The 19,051-nt window shown below is 50.3% G+C and carries 18 protein-coding genes; 14 read left to right on the top strand and 4 right to left on the bottom strand.

From position 1 onward, the window contains the following. Positions 1–47: 47 nt before the first annotated feature. The 11 genes from folP (at position 48) to FYJ45_RS09320 (ending at position 12,305) form a co-directional block, all read left to right on the top strand. Entirely contained in the window at positions 48–881 is an 834-nt protein-coding gene (gene folP, locus FYJ45_RS09270; protein WP_154464374.1) for a dihydropteroate synthase, read from the top strand. Between the two features lie 27 nt (positions 882–908). Next, a complete protein-coding gene (gene folK, locus FYJ45_RS09275; RefSeq protein WP_276891773.1) occupies positions 909–1,769 on the top strand; it encodes a 2-amino-4-hydroxy-6-hydroxymethyldihydropteridine diphosphokinase in 861 nt (286 codons plus the stop codon). Positions 1,770–1,843: 74 nt separating this feature from the next. Next, the gene (gene pheA, locus FYJ45_RS09280; protein ID WP_154464375.1) at positions 1,844–2,968 is read left to right on the top strand and encodes a prephenate dehydratase; all 1,125 of its coding nucleotides are present in this window, start codon (positions 1,844–1,846) and stop codon (positions 2,966–2,968) included. Positions 2,969–3,024: 56 nt separating this feature from the next. Continuing rightward, on the top strand, positions 3,025–4,317 hold the full coding sequence (locus tag FYJ45_RS09285) for an ATP-binding protein (RefSeq protein ID WP_025490848.1): 1,293 nt from the start codon (positions 3,025–3,027) through the stop codon (positions 4,315–4,317). 81 nt (positions 4,318–4,398) lie between these two features. Continuing rightward, positions 4,399–5,889, top strand: coding sequence for a Ppx/GppA phosphatase family protein (locus tag FYJ45_RS09290; RefSeq protein WP_154464421.1), 1,491 nt, complete (start codon positions 4,399–4,401; stop codon positions 5,887–5,889). A 51-nt stretch (positions 5,890–5,940) separates the two neighbouring features. Next, complete coding sequence (locus tag FYJ45_RS09295) at positions 5,941–8,082, top strand: RNA degradosome polyphosphate kinase (RefSeq protein WP_021634094.1); 2,142 nt, start codon at positions 5,941–5,943, stop codon at positions 8,080–8,082. A 93-nt stretch (positions 8,083–8,175) separates the two neighbouring features. Continuing rightward, positions 8,176–8,763: a Maf family protein gene (locus FYJ45_RS09300; RefSeq protein ID WP_154464376.1), complete on the top strand. Its 588-nt coding sequence runs from the start codon at positions 8,176–8,178 to the stop codon at positions 8,761–8,763. An 85-nt stretch (positions 8,764–8,848) separates the two neighbouring features. Beyond that, the gene (locus FYJ45_RS09305) at positions 8,849–9,499 is read left to right on the top strand and encodes an HAD family hydrolase (RefSeq protein WP_154464377.1); all 651 of its coding nucleotides are present in this window, start codon (positions 8,849–8,851) and stop codon (positions 9,497–9,499) included. 64 nt (positions 9,500–9,563) lie between these two features. Continuing rightward, the gene (locus FYJ45_RS09310; RefSeq protein WP_117545458.1) at positions 9,564–10,397 is read left to right on the top strand and encodes an HAD family hydrolase; all 834 of its coding nucleotides are present in this window, start codon (positions 9,564–9,566) and stop codon (positions 10,395–10,397) included. A gap of 108 nt (positions 10,398–10,505) precedes the next feature. Next, positions 10,506–10,772 carry a hypothetical protein gene (locus FYJ45_RS09315; RefSeq protein WP_021634089.1) on the top strand — a complete coding sequence of 89 codons (267 nt, stop codon included), beginning with the start codon at positions 10,506–10,508 and terminating at the stop codon, positions 10,770–10,772. A gap of 417 nt (positions 10,773–11,189) precedes the next feature. Beyond that, positions 11,190–12,305, top strand: coding sequence for an acyltransferase family protein (locus FYJ45_RS09320; protein ID WP_207708410.1), 1,116 nt, complete (start codon positions 11,190–11,192; stop codon positions 12,303–12,305). A gap of 161 nt (positions 12,306–12,466) precedes the next feature. Here FYJ45_RS09320 and FYJ45_RS09325 read toward each other — a convergent pair whose 3' ends face one another. The 3 genes from FYJ45_RS09325 to FYJ45_RS09335 all read right to left on the bottom strand — a co-directional run bounded on the left by FYJ45_RS09325 (position 12,467) and on the right by FYJ45_RS09335 (position 15,983). Continuing rightward, positions 12,467–13,300 (bottom strand): HAD family hydrolase, encoded by an 834-nt coding sequence (locus FYJ45_RS09325; protein ID WP_154464379.1) that lies wholly within the window; start codon positions 13,298–13,300, stop codon positions 12,467–12,469. Then, a complete protein-coding gene (locus tag FYJ45_RS09330) occupies positions 13,293–14,150 on the bottom strand; it encodes a PHP domain-containing protein (RefSeq protein WP_154464380.1) in 858 nt (285 codons plus the stop codon). The genes FYJ45_RS09325 and FYJ45_RS09330 overlap by 8 nt, the downstream gene beginning before the upstream one ends. 195 nt (positions 14,151–14,345) lie before the next feature. Then, a complete protein-coding gene (locus tag FYJ45_RS09335; protein ID WP_035320718.1) occupies positions 14,346–15,983 on the bottom strand; it encodes an ABC-F family ATP-binding cassette domain-containing protein in 1,638 nt (545 codons plus the stop codon). 415 nt (positions 15,984–16,398) lie between these two features. Between FYJ45_RS09335 and FYJ45_RS09340 the strand changes: the two genes are divergently transcribed. From FYJ45_RS09340 to FYJ45_RS09350, 3 genes are all read left to right on the top strand, one after another. Then, positions 16,399–16,773 carry a PadR family transcriptional regulator gene (locus tag FYJ45_RS09340; protein WP_154464381.1) on the top strand — a complete coding sequence of 125 codons (375 nt, stop codon included), beginning with the start codon at positions 16,399–16,401 and terminating at the stop codon, positions 16,771–16,773. Positions 16,774–16,864: 91 nt separating this feature from the next. Next, the gene (locus tag FYJ45_RS09345) at positions 16,865–17,410 is read left to right on the top strand and encodes a DUF2812 domain-containing protein (protein ID WP_195841751.1); all 546 of its coding nucleotides are present in this window, start codon (positions 16,865–16,867) and stop codon (positions 17,408–17,410) included. A gap of 20 nt (positions 17,411–17,430) precedes the next feature. Next, positions 17,431–17,682 (top strand): Smr/MutS family protein, encoded by a 252-nt coding sequence (locus FYJ45_RS09350; protein WP_154464383.1) that lies wholly within the window; start codon positions 17,431–17,433, stop codon positions 17,680–17,682. 429 nt (positions 17,683–18,111) lie between these two features. On the opposite strand, the gene FYJ45_RS09355 is transcribed toward FYJ45_RS09350, so the two are convergent. Next, a complete protein-coding gene (locus tag FYJ45_RS09355; RefSeq protein WP_154464384.1) occupies positions 18,112–19,026 on the bottom strand; it encodes an alpha/beta fold hydrolase in 915 nt (304 codons plus the stop codon). Positions 19,027–19,051 lie beyond the last annotated feature (25 nt).

Genomic DNA, 19,051 nt, shown 5'->3' on the forward strand with positions numbered 1-19,051 from the left:
ATTTAGGGCGGGTGTGGAAAAAATATTTTTTTAAGGAGGCAGGCAGGATGGTTATAGGCGACAGGGAGTTTGTTGACAGTGGGAAGACATATGTGATGGGGATTTTGAATGTGACTCCGGATTCTTTTTCGGATGGGGGGCGTTTTAATGAGATGGACAGGGCGCTTTGGCATGTGGAGGAGATGATTGGGGATGGGATGGATATCCTGGATATCGGCGGGGAGTCCACCAGGCCGGGGTATACGCTGCTTTCGGAGGAGGAGGAGACTTCGCGGGTGGCGCCGGTGATTGAGGCGGTGAAGAAACGGTTTGACGTGCCGGTTTCCCTGGATACATATAAGTATAAGGTGGCGCAGGCGGGAATCGCGGCAGGGGCGGATTTGATTAATGATATTTGGGGACTGAAATATGACGGCGGCCAGATGGCGGAGACGATTGCGGGAAGCGGGCTGCCCTGTTGCCTGATGCATAACAGACAGAATGCGGATTACGGGAATTTCCTGGAGGATCTGGCGGCGGATCTGGCGGATACGCTGCGGATTGCGGAATCGGCCGGAATCAGGGATGATAAGATTATCCTGGACCCGGGCGTGGGCTTTGGGAAAACCTATGAAAATAATCTGGAGGTGATCAATCATCTGGATAGCCTGCGGATTTTTAACTGTCCGCTGCTGCTGGGGACTTCCAGGAAGTCGGTGATAGGGCTGACGCTTGATCTGCCTGCGGACGAAAGGCTGGAGGGTACGCTGGTGACCACGGTATTTGCGGTGCTGAGCGGGTGTTCCTTTGTGCGTGTGCATGATGTGAAGGCGAATAAGAGGGCCATTCGTATGGCAGAGGCGATTCTGCGGGAGGGCAGGCAGTTACTGGTCACGGAGTGAACAGTAATATAAAAAGGAGGTGCCGTTGTGGATCAGATACGGATTAGGGGACTGGAAATTTTTGGGCATCATGGAGTTTATCCGGAGGAAAAGGAAAAGGGACAGCATTTTTTCCTGGATGCGGTGTTATATACGGATACGAGAAGAGCGGGGCTGACGGACAGGCTGGAGCTCTCCACCGATTATGGAGAGGTGTGCAGGCTGATGAACGAGGTTATGTGCGCCCAGATCTATGATTTGATAGAACGGGCGGCGGAACAGACTGCGCAGGAGGTTTTGCTGGCATTTCCGCTGATCCGGCGGCTGGAGCTGGAGCTGCATAAGCCGGAGGCGCCGATTCCGCTTCCCTTCGGGGATGTGTCGGTGCGGATTGAGCGGGGCTGGCACAGGGCGTTCGTTGCGTTTGGCTCCAATATGGGGGATAAAGAGTATTATCTGGAAAAAGGGCTGAAGGAGCTGAAGGAACATTCGCTCTGCCGTCCGGTGAAGGTTTCGAAGGTTTACAGGACCACGCCCTACGGCGGCGTTGAGCAGGAGGATTTCCTCAACGGCGTCATGGAGCTGGAAACGCTGCTTACTCCCTTTGAGCTGCTGGAGAAGCTGCAGCAGGTGGAAAGGCAGGCCGGACGGGAGCGTAAGGTACACTGGGGGCCGCGGACGCTGGATCTGGATCTGCTGCTTTACGATGATTGTGTGATCGATACCGAGACGCTTACGGTGCCTCATCCCGACATGCAGAACAGGGATTTTGTGCTGGCGCCGCTGTGTGAAATAGCGCCGTTCGTAAGGCATCCTTTCACTGGAAAGACGGCAAAACAGATGCTGGAGGAGCTTAAGCACAATGGTGAAAAGCATGTGGTTGACACAGCGCAAAATAAATTGGATTGAAGAAAAATAAGTTTGCACAGGACCGGTTCAGCCTCATCTGATCTGGTATGTGAAGGACGAAGGAGCGAAGAAGCATGGATTTAGGGGATTTGAGGAAACAGATAGATTCGGTGGATGAGCAGATTGTCAGCCTCTATGAGGAACGGATGGACATCTGTAAGCATGTGGCCGAGGTGAAGATAGAAACAGGGAAAAAGGTCTTTGACAGGGAACGGGAAAAAGAAAAGATCGCCAGAGTAAAATCCCTGACACATAATGATTTTAACCGCACAGGGATCGGAGAGCTGTTTGAACAGATTATGTCCATGAGCCGCAAGCTCCAGTATCAGCTGCTGGCAGAAAAAGGAAGCATGGGGCGCCTTCCCTTCATCGGGGTGGATTCTCTGGAGGATGACCGGGGGAGAGTGGTTTTTCAGGGAGCGGAAGGGGCTTATTCCCAGGCAGCCATGCATCAGTACTTCGGAGAGGAGGTAAACAGCTTCCATGTGGATACCTTCCGGGATGCCTGCTGCGCCATAGAGGAAGGCAGCGCGGATTTCGCCGTGCTTCCCATTGAAAATTCTACCGCCGGGATCGTGAATGAAATTTATGATCTGCTTGTGGAATTTGAAAATTATATTGTGGGAGAGCAGATAATCAGGATAGAGCACTGCCTGCTGGGCGTCCCGGGAACAAGGATGGAGGATATCAGGACGGTATTTTCCCACCCCCAGTCACTGATGCAGAGCGCAAGGTTTCTGGCGGAGCATGACTGGAAGCAGATCAGCCTGCCCAATAACGCCTTTGCCGCCAGAAAGGTAGCGCAGGAGGGCGACTGTACGCAGGCGGCTATTGCCAGCGAATATGCGGGCAAGGTATACGGGCTGGAGGTGCTTAAAAAGCCTGTGAACCAGTCTGAAACGAATTCCACCCGCTTCATTATAATCACCAACCAGAAGATTTTCCGCAAGGATGCAAAAAAGGTGAGCATCTGCTTTGAAATCGCCCATGAAAGCGGTTCCCTTTATCATATGCTGTCCCATTTTATCTACAACAATCTGAATATGACCAAAATAGAAAGCCGCCCCATTGAAGGACGCAACTGGGAATACCGGTTTTTCGTTGACTTTGACGGCAACCTGGCTGACAGCGCGGTGAAGAATGCGCTGCGCGGGCTGCGGGATGAAGCGCAGAACATGCGGATTTTGGGAAATTACTGACGGCAGAGCCGGGAAAGTGATTTATCATTATAAAGAGGATGGGAAGGACAGGCACAATGAGAGAAAAAGAGCTGATTGTATATAAGGATTTTGGTGAGGACGGCGCGCTGCTTGCGGACATGGTCTGGCTGATGGAGCATTACGGCACCGGTGAGGAGGGCATCCAGAAGGAAAGCTCCCTGCTGTACGAGTGTATGCACGGGCTGCTGGAAATGGCCGGAAGCCATGGCTTTTCAGGCAATCTGTGGCACTGCTATCTGACGAACCTGCTTGTGAATAATGAAAACAGCTATAGCCGCGCCTGCGAAATCAGGGGGGCTGTGGAGGGCACCATCAATGAGGCGGTGCTGCATGACATTGCTATTTTTAAAGAATTTTTTGATTATGACTTTACGGATATGATGGATAAGCTGGAAGCGCCTGCTTTTTCCATGGCTCTTTCCTATGAAGGGAATATGCAGGAGAGCAAGGTGTACAACACCCGTATCCGCGACCGCATCTGCACGCTGGCCGTGCGTTTCAGGGAGGATGGGACGCCGGAGGAGATGAAGGCGACCCTGACGGAATTTTATAAGGAATACGGCGTCGGCAAATTCGGCCTGCACAAGGCCTTCCGCATCGCCCATAAGGAAGGGGAAACGGTAATCGAACCGATCCTGAACATCGCCCACGTGAAGCTTTCCGATCTGGTGGGCTATGAAACCGCCAAGAAAAAGCTCATCGACAATACAGAAGCCTTTGTATTAGGAAAGAAGGCAAACAACTGCCTGCTGTACGGCGATGCGGGAACCGGAAAATCCTCCAGCATCAAAGCCATTGCCAATGCATATTATTCACAGGGGCTGCGCATCATTGAGGTATATAAACACCAGTTCCAGGATTTGAATGATGTGATCGGCCAGATTAAAAACAGGAATTATAAGTTTATCATCTATATGGATGACCTGAGCTTTGAGGATTTTGAAATCGAATATAAGTACCTGAAGGCGGTTATCGAAGGCGGGCTGGAGAAGAAGCCGGCCAACGTCCTGATTTATGCCACCTCCAACAGAAGGCATCTGGTCAGGGAAAAATTCAGTGACAAGAGGGAGCTGGATGACGATCTGCACAACAACGACACCGTACAGGAAAAGCTGTCTCTGGTATCCCGGTTCGGCGTGACCATTTATTTCGGCGCGCCGGATAAAGCCCAGTTCCAGAATATCGTAAAAACGCTGGCGCTCCGTTACGGGGTAACCATGCCGGAGGAGGAACTGCTGGCAGAAGCCAATAAGTGGGAGCTGTACCACGGCGGGCTTTCCGGCAGGACGGCGCAGCAGTTTATCGATTATCTGCTGGGCCGGATGTAGGAGCGAAAAACAGGGGAAGAAAGGAAGGGATGCAGGGTGAAGACTTTTGCCGCCATAGACGTGGGATCTTATGAGCTTTCCATGAAGATATTTGAATTTTCGGCGAAAACAAGCATGAAGGAAATCGACCATATCCGCCATCGGATCGATCTGGGAAACGATACCTTCGCCACCGGAAAAATCAGCTATGAAAAGGTAGATGAACTATGCCGTGTCCTCCGTGAATTCGAAGAAATCATGCGCAGCTACAAGGTGGAGGACTACAGGGCCTACGGCACCAGCGCCATACGGGAAACGGAAAATACCATGATCGTGCTGGATCAGATCCAGCAGCGCACGGGAATCCATATTGATGTGCTCAGCAATTCCGAGCAGCGTTTCCTGGATTACAAATCCATTGCGCTGAAGGGCCAGGATTTTAACAAAATTATTGAAAAAGGAACGGCGATCGTGGATATCGGCGGCGGCAGCATCCAGGTTTCCCTGTTTGACAAGGATACGCTGGTAGCCACCCAGAACCTGCGCCTGGGCGTGCTGCGCCTCCAAGAGCTGTTAAACAAGCTGAACGCCAGGCCTGCCAAATACGAAGGGCTGCTGGAGGAAATGATCGACAGCCAGCTCTCCGTTTTCAAAAAGCTGTATCTGAAGGACAGAATCGTTGAAAATATTATCATTGTGGATGATTATGTGTCAACGCTGATTCAGAAAAGGCTCACCGGCTCCCAGACGCCGGGATATGTGGACAGCGCCAGCTACGGCGTTTTCATGGAAGCCCTGCGCAGCCATGCAAGGGAAGAAGTGGCGGCCCACTTCGGCGTTTCCGTGGAAAGCCTGCCGCTGATATTTATTTCCGCCGTACTGATTTACAACGTGGCGAAGCTCATGGAAGCCAAGCTGCTGTGGGCGCCCGGCGTGACGCTCTGCGACGGCATTGCCTATGAATATGCGGAAAAAAATAAAATCATTGGGCCGAAGCATGATTTTGAACAGGATATCGTAGCCTGTGCCAGGAATATCAGCAAGCGCTTCATGGGAAGCAGACGCCGCGGCGAAACCCTGGAGCATATCTGCGTCACGATTTTTGACAGCATGAAAAAGGTGCATGGCCTGGGAAAGAGGGAGAGGCTATTGCTGCGCATTGCCGCCCTGCTCCATGACTGCGGGAAATATATCAGCATGGTGAACCTGGGGGAATGCTCCTACAGCATTGTTATGGCAACGGAGATCATCGGCCTTTCCCACAGGGAACGTGAAATTGTCGCCAACGTGGTTAAATATAACCATCAGGATTTTGACTATTATGAAGAATTGGGGACCACCACAACGCTGGACACCCAGTCCTATCTGACCATTGCCAAGCTGACGGCCATCCTGCGGGTAGCAAACGGCCTGGATCGCAGCCATAAGCAGAAGTTCCGGGATTTCAGGACGACCCTGAAGGAGGATCAGCTGATCATCACGGTAAACACCACTGAGGATATCACCCTGGAAAGAGGGCTGTTTGAGGCCAAAGCGTCATTTTTCGAAGAGGTTTTCAGTTTACATCCTGTCATTAAGCAGAAAAAATTGTAACCGTGAAGGGAAGAAGCAGTTACAAAGAATTCATATAAATGGAGAAAAATTATGGCGGAGAAAAAAGATTATCTGGACCCTGAGCTTTATACCAACCGGGAACTGAGCTGGATTCTGTTTAATAAAAGAGTGCTGTCGGAAGCGAGAGACAAACAGATCCCACTGTTTGAAAGACTGAAATTCTTAAGCATTACCGCATCCAACCTGGATGAGTTTTTCATGGTGCGCGTGGCATCGCTGAAGGACATGGTAAATGCGAAATATACCAAAAAGGATATTGCGGGGCTTACCGCCGCCCAGCAGCTGGATAAGCTGAACGTGGTGACCCACGAGCTGGTGGCCCAGCAGTATTCTACATACAACCGTTCCCTGCTGCCGCTGCTTAAGGCAAACGGGCTTACGGTTGTAGAAAAGCATGAGCAGCTGAGCAAGGATCAGGCCGAATATGTGGACGCCTATTTTGATGAAAATGTATATCCCGTGCTGACCCCCATGGCGGTGGACTCCTCCAGGCCCTTCCCGCTCATCAGGAATAAATCCTTAAATATCGGGGCGCTGCTTTCCAAACGGAAAGAAAAGGGGGAGCTGGAATTTGCCACGGTCCAGGTGCCCAGCGTGCTGGCACGTATTGTGCCCATTCCGGCCGGGGACAACGGCGGCAAGGCGGTCATCCTGCTGGAAGAGGTGATTGAGCGGAATATTTCCAGGCTTTTTCTCAATTATGACGTGGTGTGCTCCCATCCTTTCCGTATCATGAGAAATGCGGATCTGACCATTGATGAGGACGAGGCGGAGGATCTGCTGAAGGAAATCGAAAAACAGCTGAAAAAGAGGCAGTGGGGGCAGGCAATCCGTCTGGAGGTGGAAGCCGGCATGGATAAACGCCTGCTGCGCATCATCAAGGATGAGCTTTCCATTGAGGAAGAGGATATTTACCATATCGACGGCCCCCTGGATCTTACCTTCCTTATGAAAATGTACGGCCTGGAGGGCTTTGAACATCTGAAGGAAGAAAAGTATGTGCCCCAGCCGGTGCCGGAATTTATGGAAGAGGGTTCTGTTTTTGATAAAATCAGGCAGGGAGACATTCTGCTGCACCATCCCTTCCAGACCTTTGCCCCTGTGGTGCAGTTCATCCGGGAAGCCGCCAGGGATCCGGAAGTGCTGGCCATCAAGCAGACACTGTACCGCGTCAGCGGTAATTCGCCCATCATTGCGGCGCTGGCCCAGGCGGCGGAAAACGGAAAGCAGGTTTCCGTGCTTGTGGAGCTGAAGGCGCGTTTTGACGAGGAAAACAATATCGTATGGGCGAGAAAGCTGGAAAAGGCGGGCTGTCACGTAATTTACGGCCTGGTGGGCCTGAAAACCCACAGCAAAATCACGCTTGTGGTGCGCCGTGAGGAAGACGGCATCCGCCGTTATGTCCATCTGGGAACCGGAAACTATAACGATGCCACGGCAAAGCTATATACGGACATCGGCATGATGACCTGTTCCGAAGCCATCGGCGAGGATGCCACGGCGGTATTCAATATGCTTTCCGGTTATTCCGAGCCTCTTTCCTGGAATAAGCTTTCCCTTGCACCGCTGTGGCTGAAGGATAAGTTCCTTTACCTTATCGGACGGGAAGTGAAAAATGTGCGGGCCGGGGAAACGGGCCATATTATTGCCAAAATGAACTCCCTCTGCGATCAGGATATCATAGCCGCTCTGTATGAAGCCTCCGCAGCGGGCGTAAAAATAGAGCTTATCGTGCGAGGCATCTGTTCACTGAAGGTGGGCATACCCGGCGTCAGCGAGAATATATCCGTCCGTTCCATCGTGGGCACCTTCCTGGAGCACAGCCGTATTTTCTATTTTGAAAATGCGGGCAAGAGTGAGGTTTACTGCGGCAGTGCGGACTGGATGCCCAGGAACCTGGAACGCCGTGTGGAAATCCTGTTCCCTGTGGAGGATCCGAAGCTGAAGGAAAAGGTGCTGCATATTCTTGACGTGCAGCTGCGGGATACGGTGAAGGCCCATCTGCTGCAGCCGGACGGCAGCTATGAAAAGGTGGACAGAAGAGGAAAGGAAACCTTTAATTCCCAGGTTGCCTTCTGCGTTGAAGCGATGGAAGCGGCAAAAGCCCAGGAGACGCCTCACGATGACCGGGTGTTCATCCCGGAAAAGCATGTAAGTGAGGAAGAGGAATAACCGGGAAGCGCCGGACAGCGAAGGAAAGGCAGCGAAAAAAACAGAAGTAAAAACAGAAGTAAAAACAGAGGTTAAAAAACAGGAGTAAAAAAGATGAAAAGCAGGATAATACTGGCTTCCGCATCCCCCAGGCGGCAGGAGTTGCTGACGCAGATAGGTCTGCCGTTTGAGGTCTGTCCCAGCGAATGGGAAGAGGTTACGGACAAAGAGCTTCCGGAGGAGGTCGTTCAGGAGCTTTCTTATCATAAGGCAATGGAAGTCTATGAAAGAAACGTCACAGAGGAAGGCACCGTCGTAATAGGCGCGGATACCATTGTGGCCTGCGGGGGGCAGATTCTGGGAAAGCCCGGCACCAGGGAACGGGCAGAAGAGATGCTGGGTAAGCTGCAGGGCGGCACGCACCAGGTCTATACCGGAGTTGCCTTTGTGTGGAAAGAAAAGGGGAGGACGGAATCCGCCGGCTTTTATGAGTGCACAGACGTGCGGATTTTTCCTATGACAGAAGAGGAAATCCGGTGTTACGTGGAGACGGGAGAGCCTATGGACAAGGCCGGCGCTTACGGGATACAGGGCGGTTTCGCCGCTTTTATACAGGGGATATGCGGGGATTACAATAACGTGGTGGGCCTGCCGGTGGGCAGGGTCTACCAGGAACTGAAAAAAAGACAGCTGATCGGCTGACATTTTTACGAAGCGGCAAAACCAGCCGTTTACGTAACCTGCCGTCGCTTCTGCCAGTCTGTTTTGCAAGAAAAGGAGAACCTGCATGAAAAAAGCTGTGATATTTGATTTGGACGGCACGCTTGCCAATACCATAGAATCCCTGACCTACTGCGGGAACCGGGCGCTTCAAAAGTTCGGTCTGCCCTCCTTTACACAGGAGGATTATAAATATTTTGTAGGAGACGGCTCCGCCGTGCTGGTGCGCAGGGCGCTGACAAAGGCGGGAGACGCTGAGCTGACCCATTATGATGAGGTTTATGAGGAATACTGCAGACTGTTTGCCAAAGACTGCATGTATCAGGTCCGGCCCTATGATGGAATCATCCCTCTGCTGGAGGAACTGAAGAAAAAAGGAATCCGTATCGCGGTTCTATCCAACAAGCCCCATGAAAACAGCGTCAGCGTGGTGGAAACCCTGTTCGGCAAGGATTATTTCGACTGCATCCAGGGACAGAAGGCGGGAATCCCCAAAAAGCCGGATCCCGCCGGAGTCTTTAAAATAGAAGAATACCTGGGACTTGCCCCGGAGGACTTCCTTTATGTGGGGGATACCAGTGTGGATATGCGCACCGGAAAAAGCGCAGGGCTTTTTACGGTTGGCGTTCTGTGGGGCTTCCGTGACCGGAAGGAACTGGAGGAAAACCACGCGGACGTGATTATTGAAAAACCCGCCGAACTGCTGGAATTTTTATAGACAGACAACAGGGCATACGCCGCGGAAAATACCGTATGCGCCGATGCGCGCGGATAGGAGTGTTATGATAAAATTGATCGCATCTGACATAGACGGTACGCTGATACCGGATTCCACACCGAATCTGTATCCGGAAATTGTGGAGGAAATCAAAAGCCTGGCGGAACGGGGCGTCATTTTTTGCGGCGCCAGCGGCAGGCAGCTGTGCAGCATTCAGAATGTTTTCAGGGAGGTAGCTGATAAAATATGCTATATTGCGGAGAATGGGGCGCATATCCATTATAAGGGGGAGGACATATCCCTGACGAGCATGGACAGGGAATATGCAGAGCAGATTATCCATCAGCTGCGCGGCCTGGGGAATGAATATGAATTTGTGGTATCAACGCCCCACGGCAGTCTTCTGGAAACGAAGAACCGCACATTTCTCGATATGATGAAATACGGCTACCACAATACCTTCCGGCAGGTAGAGGATGTGCTGGCCCAGGAGGCGGTTATCCTGAAGGTTGCGGTATATCACAGAGGAAGCATACGGCAGCTGGGAGAAGAAGTACTGATCCCTCAATGGGGTGAAAAGGTGCAGACCTGCGTTGCCGGCGAGGAATGGGTGGATTTCATGGACGCCTCTGTGGATAAAGGAAATGCGCTGAGGATACTGCAGGACTATTTCGGCGTGTCCAGGGAGGAAACCATGGCCTTTGGGGACAATACCAATGACATTGGCCTGATGAAAGCCGCGGGCTTCAGCTATGCGGTGGAAAATGCCAGGCCTGAGGTAAAGGAAGCCGCCCGTTTTATCTGTCCCTCTTATCTGGAGAAGGGCGTGTGGAAGGTTATTTCAGAAAAATGCGGCCCTTCCGGCTCAGAAGATGAAAAGAGAAGCGCCGGGATTTGAAAAAAGTCTTGCACAAAGGCCGCATAGACTGTATATTTTATGTAGAAGAGTAACTGTGAAGGAACTGAACGGTTACGCAGAAGAAACAAAGAGGAAGGAGGGAAGAAGATGCACGAGTTTGATGACGCGGTTTTAATGTGTTTTCTGAAGAAGCAGAGCCAGCTCTTTCCTGAAGAAGATGTTGCTTCCAATCTGGAAGAAGCAGAAGCTTTTCTGGAAGAGTGTATGGCGGTTGTAGTCGAATCTGCAGAAGAAGTAAAGGAATATTTTGAAGAAGAAGGCATTGACATGGACGGTGCTGATTTGGACGAAATTCTGGAAGCGGATGAAGTATTTGAAGTGGGTGACGGAAGATATTTGATCGTTGAAGGCTGACCCCCGGTCCTGGAAAAGACAGTATTATAAAATTTATCAGACGGAATGAAACAGCATACAGCAGCGGGATTCGTTAAACTGCCGGAAGCGAAGGCCCGTGGAAAACAGGTGTGTAAGAGCATGCAGGCGCATGGTTTTACGCACCTGTTTTTGTGTTGACAATTACAGCCATAATGCGTTGTGAACGGTAAACGTCGGCTGGTTATACGGAAAAGTCAAAAATAATTTTTAATAAAAGGATTGACCGTAAGGAAAGGAGGATGGTATACTGGATACAATTAGGAGATCGTGAAATAAAGAGAAGAACATGCTGGCAGCTGTGCTGGTTTTTGCGGCATTGCTTAAGCTTTTAAACGGCTTCCCGGTCTGGAAAAGAGACCCTGAGGCCCGTGTGAAAAGAAATCGCAGGCATTGTTTTTGAAAAAAAGGAGAGATTTTATTTTAATGGGTTTGGGAAAAAAACAGCAGATTGGATGGATCAACTGTGCCAAGTTCTTTGCAATTCTGGCGGTGGTAATTGATCACGTAAAGGGGATTCTGTATGAGGATGAGGCGGTACAGTATATTTTCTTTTACTCTGTAACCGTATTTCTTTTCCTTGCGGGGATGACCGCCTATTATTCCCTGCAGAACAGGAAACCGGAGGAATCGTTCGGCAGATGGGTGGTAAGGCGGATTGGAGGAATCCTCGTTCCCTATCTGGCGGCAGTGGCTGTTTATCAGTATGTGCGCACCGGGTTCCAGCTGAATCTAGGAGCCTTTGTGCTGTGGGCGGTGAACTTCAACCTGGAAGGGCAGTTTTATTATGTGCTTATTTATATACAGCTGATTGCGGCGGCGCCGGTGCTTTATTTGCTGGTGATGAACTGCAGGAGAGGTAAGGCGGCCTTTTTGTTTCGGGGGATTTTCCTGGTACTGGCATGGTTTGCATCCATGTTCTGCATGAAGCATACTTTTGCCCTGGAGACCTATGGCGGAGGCAAATATCTGCTGGGAGGGACGTATCTGTTCGTCTTTGCGGCGGGGATGGTTGCGGCCGATATGCATATTTCGCTGTCCAACAAAAAGAAGGCGGGAATTGCCTCAGCAGCGTCCGTCGTGCTTCTTGCTGGAGCGATGGCATTTCTCCTGCATGACCGGCTGGCCTGGGATGAATCCATGTTTGGCTGGCTGCTGCGCGTGAATCCTCCGGGAATTACTCTGATATTATATTCACTGGCGGTAATCTTCTTCCTGTTTTCCGTATGCACCTTCCTGGCAATGCTCCAAAACCGGGTGGTGGATAAGATACTGCAGGCGCTGCAGTACCTGGGGAAATATACCCTTTATATTTTCCTCTATCATACGCTGATTCTGGACACACTGCTCCCAAAGCTGACATTTCTGGATAATGGGCCTGCATTCCTTAAAATCCTGGTGTATATGGCAGGAATGCTGCTGCTTCCCCTGGCCGGAAAGAACCTGTATGACTGGCTGAAGCGGGCGATGGTACGAAAGACGCGGAAAGAGGAAATGATGCTGAAGGAAAAATAGAGAACAGGAACGCTAAATTATGGCAGTATCCTGTTAACAGGCTGCGGCTGCACAGATAAGAAACCATCTGTGCAGCCGCTTTTTTCTGAATATGCAGTCAGGCGGGGATTAGCAGCCAGTCATGGATCAGCAGTCGGGTGGATTAGCAACCGTCTGGGATATCAGCAGCCAGGCATGAATTTTTCAATCGCTTCCGTCAGGCCGTTATGCTCATTGTCCAGTGAAGTGACAAAATCGGCAGCCTCTTTTACGCCTGGCCCGGCATTTGCCATGGCTACGCCAATTCCTGCGGCCTGCAGCATGGAAATGTCATTGGGTGCGTCGCCTGCGGCGATGCTGTTTCCCACAGGAATATTGAAATGACGGCATACGGCCAGGATGGCGTTTCCCTTACCGGCTTCATGATTGTAGAATTCCAGATATTGATCATTGGAGAACTGTGCGGTAATTTCCGTCCCGTATTTTTCCTCCACTCGTCCCTTCAGCTTAAGCAGCAGTGTTTTGTCCGTCAGATGAATGGTATGGAGTTTATAGGGCGGCCGTTCCAGTACGGATAAAATATCAGGCGCTGTAATGAGGGGAAGATGAATGCGCTTACGGTAATAAATTACCTCTTCGTCTTCTTTTTTACATACGATTTCATGATCGGTGTAGGTCTGTATATGGATTCCCAGTTCCTCCGCTTCCCGTATGATGCCGGAGGCAATGGGGAAGGGGATCGTTTTTTCCATGAGAGGAGCCCCTGCGGTGCAGTCGTAAATCAGGCTTCCGTTGTTGGAAATCACCAGGGTCCCCGGGTAAAACAAATCGGAGGCCTGCATGACTTCCAAAATACTGTCCAGGGGACGGCCTGAGGTAAGGACCAGTTTGTGGCCGTTGCGGATGAGCCGGTCCAGCGCTGCTTTCATTTCATCGGAAACGGTGCTGTTTTTAAGCAGCAGGGTACCATCCATGTCTGTAAAGAGAATTTTTATGGAATCATTGGGGTTATGCATGAAAAAGTTCCTTTCTTTTCTGACGGAGTTTTTCCAGGATATCAGCCGGTATCAGGAGCTTTCCGTAACCGGTGGCCATTTCAAGTCCGGGCTTGTTTTTGCCGTGAAAGTCGGAGCCGCCTGAAATCAAAAGGCCGTTGTGCTCCGCCAGCTGGCGCATTTCCCGTTCTTCTCCCGCATTATAGGTGGAGTAGACTGCTTCGATGCCGATAAGGCCTGCCTCCTTCAGACGGGCAACCAGCTTCTGCAGCGCGTCCTTTCCCATATGGTAGAGAGTGGGATGCGCCAGCACGGGCAGACCCTTCGCATCAAGGATAAGCCGGACCGCCTGCTCAGGCGTTACTTTTTCACGGGGGACAAAATATTTGCACCGGTCGCCCACGTAGCGGTCGAAGGCTTCGGGCATGCTTTTGACATAGCCGTGTTCCAGAAGATATCTGGCATAATGGCCTCTTGTTATCACGGAATCAGGAAAGGCTGCGGTGAGTTTTTCATAGGAAATATCAATGCCCGCCTCCTGCAGGTTGGCGCACATTTTCTGGTTCCTCAGGATCCGGGAATCCACGAAGGCCTGGATTTTCCGGCTGAATTCCGGATTATCATAATCGATAAAAAGCCCCAGGATATGAACGTCCTTTCCCATATATTCCGTGGAAAATTCAATGCCGGGAATGACTTCAATATTTTTCCCGGCAGCGTAGGAAATAGCTTCCGACAGTCCTGCGGTGGTATCGTGATCCGTGAGGGCGAAGGCGCTGAGCCCCTTTTCCAGGGCCAGGTCAACCAGTTCGGGGGGACTCATGCTCCCGTCGGATTTATCGGAGTGGACATGTAAGTCAACTGTTTTCATCTGTTACCTCAATTTCTGCGACAACAGGCCGCATTCATTTTTACTCCGGAGCATAGGGTGAAAGCCGCCGGAAGGAAACAAAAGAGGGAAGCACCTTTTCCATGATTCACGGCAGCCTTCCCCCTTTATATGCCGGGCTGCCGGATTTAACAGGCAGCCCGTTTCCAGGGGCATCCGCATGGAATACCATCCTGGTTAATTTTCATCGTCTTCCTTATTGGCAGTATAAACAGTACGTTTTCTTGCCATGGCATCGCTTGCAAGGTATTCGTCGTAGGTTGTGATCTTATCGATCATGCTGCCGTCAGGAAGGATTTCCATAATTCTGTTGGCCGTGGTCTGAACGAACTGGTGATCGCGGCAGGCAAAAAGTGCAACGCCGGGATACTTGATAAGTCCGTTGTTCAGTGCGGTTATGGATTCCATGTCCAGATGGTTGGTAGGCTCATCCAATATCAGGCAGTTGGCGCCGGAAATCATCATCTTGGAAAGCAGGCAGCGGACCTTTTCACCGCCGGACAGGATTTTGACCTTTTTCACTCCGTCTTCCCCGGCAAAAAGCATACGTCCCAGGAAGCCGCGGACATAGGTGATATCGTCCACTGGGGAATAGCCCATCAGCCAGTCGGCAATGGTGTAGTCATTATCGAACTCTTTGGAGCTGTCCTTGGGGAAGTAAGCCTGGGAGGTGGTAACACCCCATTTGAAGGTTCCTTCATCCGGCTCAATTTCACCCATGAGAATCTGGAAAAGCGTGGTTTTTGCCAGCTCGTTGCTTCCCACAAATGCAATTTTATCATTGTGCCCCACAATGAAGGAAATGTTGTTGAGCACCTTTTCCCCGTTAATCGTTTTGGAAAGCCCCTCTACAGTCAGCACTTCATTGCCGATTTCACGATCGGGACGGAAATCAATATAAGGATATTTTCTGCTGGAGGGTCTGATTTCATCCAGCTCTATTTTTTCCAGGGCACGTTTCCTGGAGGTGGCCTGTTTGGACTTGGAAGCATTGGCGGAGAAACGGGAGATGAAGTCCTGCAGCTCCTTGATTTTCTCTTCCTTTTTCTTGTTGGCTTCCTTCATCTGCTTGATGAGCAGCTGGCTGGATTCATACCAGAAATCGTAGTTGCCGGCATACAGCTGAATTTTGCCATAGTCAATGTCCGCGATATGGGTGCAGACCTTATTCAGGAAATAACGGTCATGGGATACCACGATAACCGTGTTGTCAAAATTGATGAGGAATTCTTCCAGCCAGGCGATAGCATCCAGATCCAGATGGTTGGTAGGCTCATCCAGGAGCAGTATGTCGGGATTGCCGAACAGCGCTTTGGCAAGAAGGACCTTTACCTTCTGGCTTCCGTTCAGATCCTTCATCAGGGAATAATGGTAATCGGTTTCAATTCCCAGGCCGTTTAAAAGGCTGGCGGCGTTGGATTCGGCTTCCCAGCCGTCCATTTCGGCGAATTCGCCTTCCAGCTCGCTGGCGCGGATGCCATCCTCATCGGTGAAATCTTCCTTGGCATAAATGGCATCCTTCTCCTTCATTATTTCATAAAGGCGGGAATTGCCCATAATTACGGTATCAAGAACCGTATAATCATCGTATTTGAAGTGATCCTGTTCCAGGACGGAAAGCCGCTGGCCGGGAGTGATTACCACATCGCCGTTGGTAGGCTCCAGCTGCCCGGAAAGAATTTTCAGAAAGGTGGATTTACCGGCGCCGTTGGCACCGATCAGGCCGTAACAGTTGCCTTCCGTAAACTTGATGTTAACTTCCTCAAAAAGCGCCTTTTTCCCGAGACGCAGGGTAACGTTGTTTGCACTAATCATTTTAATCCTCCATGTTTTGCGGAGCAAAATGCAATTTCTTTAGAAATTTGCCCTTTGGCGGGCAGGGGATTTTCCTCCGAATGCCGAAAAGCGGCGGTAATGACTGAAAAAGCCGGCAGAATAAGGAATCGGATTTCCTTTACGGCGACCTGCCATGGCGGCTTTCTTCTTATTTTAATTATGTCCTGTTTCATGTCGCCTTTACCTATTTTACAGAAAAAACGGGAATTTGCAAGCTATTCTTTAAAAATAGTGAGAAAATCATAACAGGGCTGCAACAGAAATTGCTGCAATATGTTGACAGACGACATATGTCGTGCTACGATATAAAAAAGTTAATATATCGTAAGACGACATAACGGAACACGATATAGTTCTGTGAGATGCACAGGCAGGACTGTGAAAGGAGAAAGGGATGGAGCCTAAGAAGGAACCGCTTACAGAGAGTTATTTTTATATACTGCTTTGCCTGTACCGGCATGCGAATCACGGATATGGGATTATGCAGGAGGCCGGGGAGCTGTCGGGCGGCCGGGTCAGGATTGGTTCGGGCACCATGTACGGAGCGGTCAGCAATATGATGAAAAAAGGCTGGATTGCGGAATGTGACGCAGAACCGGAGTATGGAACGGCAGGGGGAAGCAGGAATACAGGAGTGAGGAAAAAACTGTATGTTCTGACGGATACCGGCAGACAAGCTCTGGAGGCAGAGCTTGTCCGGCTGATTGAGATGCTCAAAAGCGCGGAAAAGATTATAGGCCGGCCGTCTGAACTTTTACTGAAAAAGTAGATTAGGAAAAATTTTCATTGAAAAAGTGGATTGGGAAAATTTTGGCCCGCAGAAATACATATCCGGCAGGCTGATGCGGAAAGGAGAATTTATGGATACCAAAGTATCATTCAGAGGTTATATGGCATGGAATTATGACAGGGAGGAGCAGGACCTTGACAGAATGTCGGAACAGGGCTGGCAGCTGATAAAAGGAGGCTGTTTTTTCAGTATTTACACCAGGCAGCCGGGAATCCTTTATCGTCACAGGATTGATTACAACCCGGACGTAATGAACGACCCGGAAGAGAAAAGACGTTATCTGGAGCTGTTTGAGGAACAGGGCTGGGAGTTCGTTGGGAAAACCTTCAATGGGTGGATTTACCTGAAAAAACAGTACATTCCGGGAACGCCGGAGGAAGAATATGAAATTTATACGGATTCAGAATCTCTGGCGGAACTTGTAAAAAGATGGAAAAAGCTGGCCTATCTGCTGAGCGCCCTGGCAATTTCACAGCTTGGGCTGTATGTGGCGCTGGGAATAAACGCTGGTTATTTAAGCCCCGTTCTCATCATAATCTTTGTAGGGATGTTCTGTTGGATTCAGTGGGGAATACACCAGCTGAAGAGGAAGCTCCTGGGAGATGGGATAAATTAACTGAGACGGGAGGCGGATGGATGAACGCAGGCATTATTGAAATCGATCTTCATGGGAAAAATGTGCTTCAGGCAAAAGCTGAGGTAGATGCCGTGCTGAAAAGGACGGACAGCAGTGTATACAGGCTGCGGATAATTCACGGGTTTCACGGAGGCACGGGCATACGGAATATGCTTCAGGAGGAATATGGCTACGGCAGAGAACCGAAAATTATCCGGGTGCAGGGAGGAAATAATCCGGGCATCACGGAGCTGGTTCTGAGGGACTACTAAATTTTCCCGTCCTGCAAATACTGCAGTAAATCATAAAAACCTGTAAAAATACTGCCTGGAAAACGAATGGGACAGAGCCAAAGTCCCGATTATCGGACTCACTATATGCTATTCTTAGACTATGGAAGGGCTCACAGAGACCTGACATTGGAAACAGAGAAACGTTTTAGTTGAGATAGCAGAAAGGAGCCGCGGTATGAAAGGTTTTTATGTTGGTGAAGGTTACATGGGATGTGTGAACGGACAGTATATGCTTTTTGCAGACGAGGCTGACTATATGGATTATGTAGAGGAGCAGGCATGATAAATGCCTGCTCCGTTTTTATAATGTAACAGTTCGGGACGGCGGGAATATTGGGCATTATAATATCAAAAGCCATTTTATGCGTCTTAAAAATTTACAAAGGAGCGGCTGTAACGATAATCAAACTATAACAACACTTCAGCCATAAGCCGGTTGAAACGGTCATTCTCGCTCCATTGCGGAAAATGACAGGACTTTTCAAACCAGAAAAACTGCTTTTCGGTTTCTATGGTTTCAAAATATTCCCTGGCTAATTCAGAGGATACATGGCTGTCATACCTGCCTTCTATAAATATGACAGGTGTGCCGAAACGGGTCATGCCTTCAAAATCCGTCTCCATCAGTTCCGGCCACAGATGCCGGATTGCCTGCAGGCTGCCTTTCTGCCGGCGGAGTAGATCGGGAAGGGAGTAGCACCCGGAAAAAAGGAAGGGAGTGATCAGCTTGTTGTAATTGGTTTTTCCATAAAGAGAACCTTTGTGCTTTACCACCTGCTTCGTAACAAAAAGCAGATCGGAAAGCCAGTTGTCACCGGTGTAGGCGCAGTCTGTTGTCCGAAGCCGTTCCAGGGCCTTACTGTCGGCATGTGCCAGAGCGTATTCATAGGCTGTGCGGCAGGATTTCTTCATGTTGACTACCTGGCCGCAGCCGATGTAGGTTTTCACCAGCTCAGGATGCCGCGCGGTGAAGGTAAGACCCAGAACGCTGCCCCATGAATGGCCCACAAGATACAGGCAGTTCTGACGGAATCGTTCCAGCAAAATGGTAGTAAGCGAGAGGAGATCCTGAAGAAAGGTTTCCATGGTGACCGCGCCGTCCTCAAAACGGTAATAGGATTTGCCTGCACCGCGCTGCTCCCAGACAACGACGGTGAAGTTCTCCTCCAGCCCGCGGTTGAATTTCATGACCAATGGAAGCGCGGCATCTCCGGAACCGCCGTGAAGATAGAGCAGCAGCGGCGCATCCTTTTTCTGTGCGCGTATGGAAACATACTGGGGCATGCCGTTGAGGCCTATTAAGGACTGTTCGTTGATAAACATATTCCCTCCCGTAAAACTATTTATT

The sequence above is a fragment of the Eisenbergiella porci genome (genome assembly GCF_009696275.1).
GTDB classification, from domain to species: domain Bacteria; phylum Bacillota; class Clostridia; order Lachnospirales; family Lachnospiraceae; genus Eisenbergiella; species Eisenbergiella porci.

Excerpts from the sequence above, each read along its gene's own strand:
- folP (WP_154464374.1), top strand. The coding sequence starts at position 48 with ATGGTTATAGGCGACAGGGAGTTTGTTGACAGTGGGAAGACATATGTG.
- pheA (WP_154464375.1), top strand. The coding sequence starts at position 1,844 with ATGGATTTAGGGGATTTGAGGAAACAGATAGATTCGGTGGATGAGCAG.
- FYJ45_RS09285 (WP_025490848.1), top strand. The coding sequence starts at position 3,025 with ATGAGAGAAAAAGAGCTGATTGTATATAAGGATTTTGGTGAGGACGGC.
- FYJ45_RS09290 (WP_154464421.1), top strand. The coding sequence starts at position 4,399 with ATGAAGATATTTGAATTTTCGGCGAAAACAAGCATGAAGGAAATCGAC.
- FYJ45_RS09295 (WP_021634094.1), top strand. The coding sequence starts at position 5,941 with ATGGCGGAGAAAAAAGATTATCTGGACCCTGAGCTTTATACCAACCGG.
- FYJ45_RS09300 (WP_154464376.1), top strand. The coding sequence starts at position 8,176 with ATGAAAAGCAGGATAATACTGGCTTCCGCATCCCCCAGGCGGCAGGAG.
- FYJ45_RS09305 (WP_154464377.1), top strand. The coding sequence starts at position 8,849 with ATGAAAAAAGCTGTGATATTTGATTTGGACGGCACGCTTGCCAATACC.
- FYJ45_RS09310 (WP_117545458.1), top strand. The coding sequence starts at position 9,564 with ATGATAAAATTGATCGCATCTGACATAGACGGTACGCTGATACCGGAT.
- FYJ45_RS09315 (WP_021634089.1), top strand. The coding sequence starts at position 10,506 with ATGCACGAGTTTGATGACGCGGTTTTAATGTGTTTTCTGAAGAAGCAG.
- FYJ45_RS09325 (WP_154464379.1), bottom strand. The coding sequence starts at position 13,300 with ATGCATAACCCCAATGATTCCATAAAAATTCTCTTTACAGACATGGAT.
- FYJ45_RS09330 (WP_154464380.1), bottom strand. The coding sequence starts at position 14,150 with ATGAAAACAGTTGACTTACATGTCCACTCCGATAAATCCGACGGGAGC.
- FYJ45_RS09335 (WP_035320718.1), bottom strand. The coding sequence starts at position 15,983 with ATGATTAGTGCAAACAACGTTACCCTGCGTCTCGGGAAAAAGGCGCTT.
- FYJ45_RS09340 (WP_154464381.1), top strand. The coding sequence starts at position 16,399 with ATGGAGCCTAAGAAGGAACCGCTTACAGAGAGTTATTTTTATATACTG.
- FYJ45_RS09345 (WP_195841751.1), top strand. The coding sequence starts at position 16,865 with ATGGATACCAAAGTATCATTCAGAGGTTATATGGCATGGAATTATGAC.
- FYJ45_RS09350 (WP_154464383.1), top strand. The coding sequence starts at position 17,431 with ATGAACGCAGGCATTATTGAAATCGATCTTCATGGGAAAAATGTGCTT.
- FYJ45_RS09355 (WP_154464384.1), bottom strand. The coding sequence starts at position 19,026 with ATGTTTATCAACGAACAGTCCTTAATAGGCCTCAACGGCATGCCCCAG.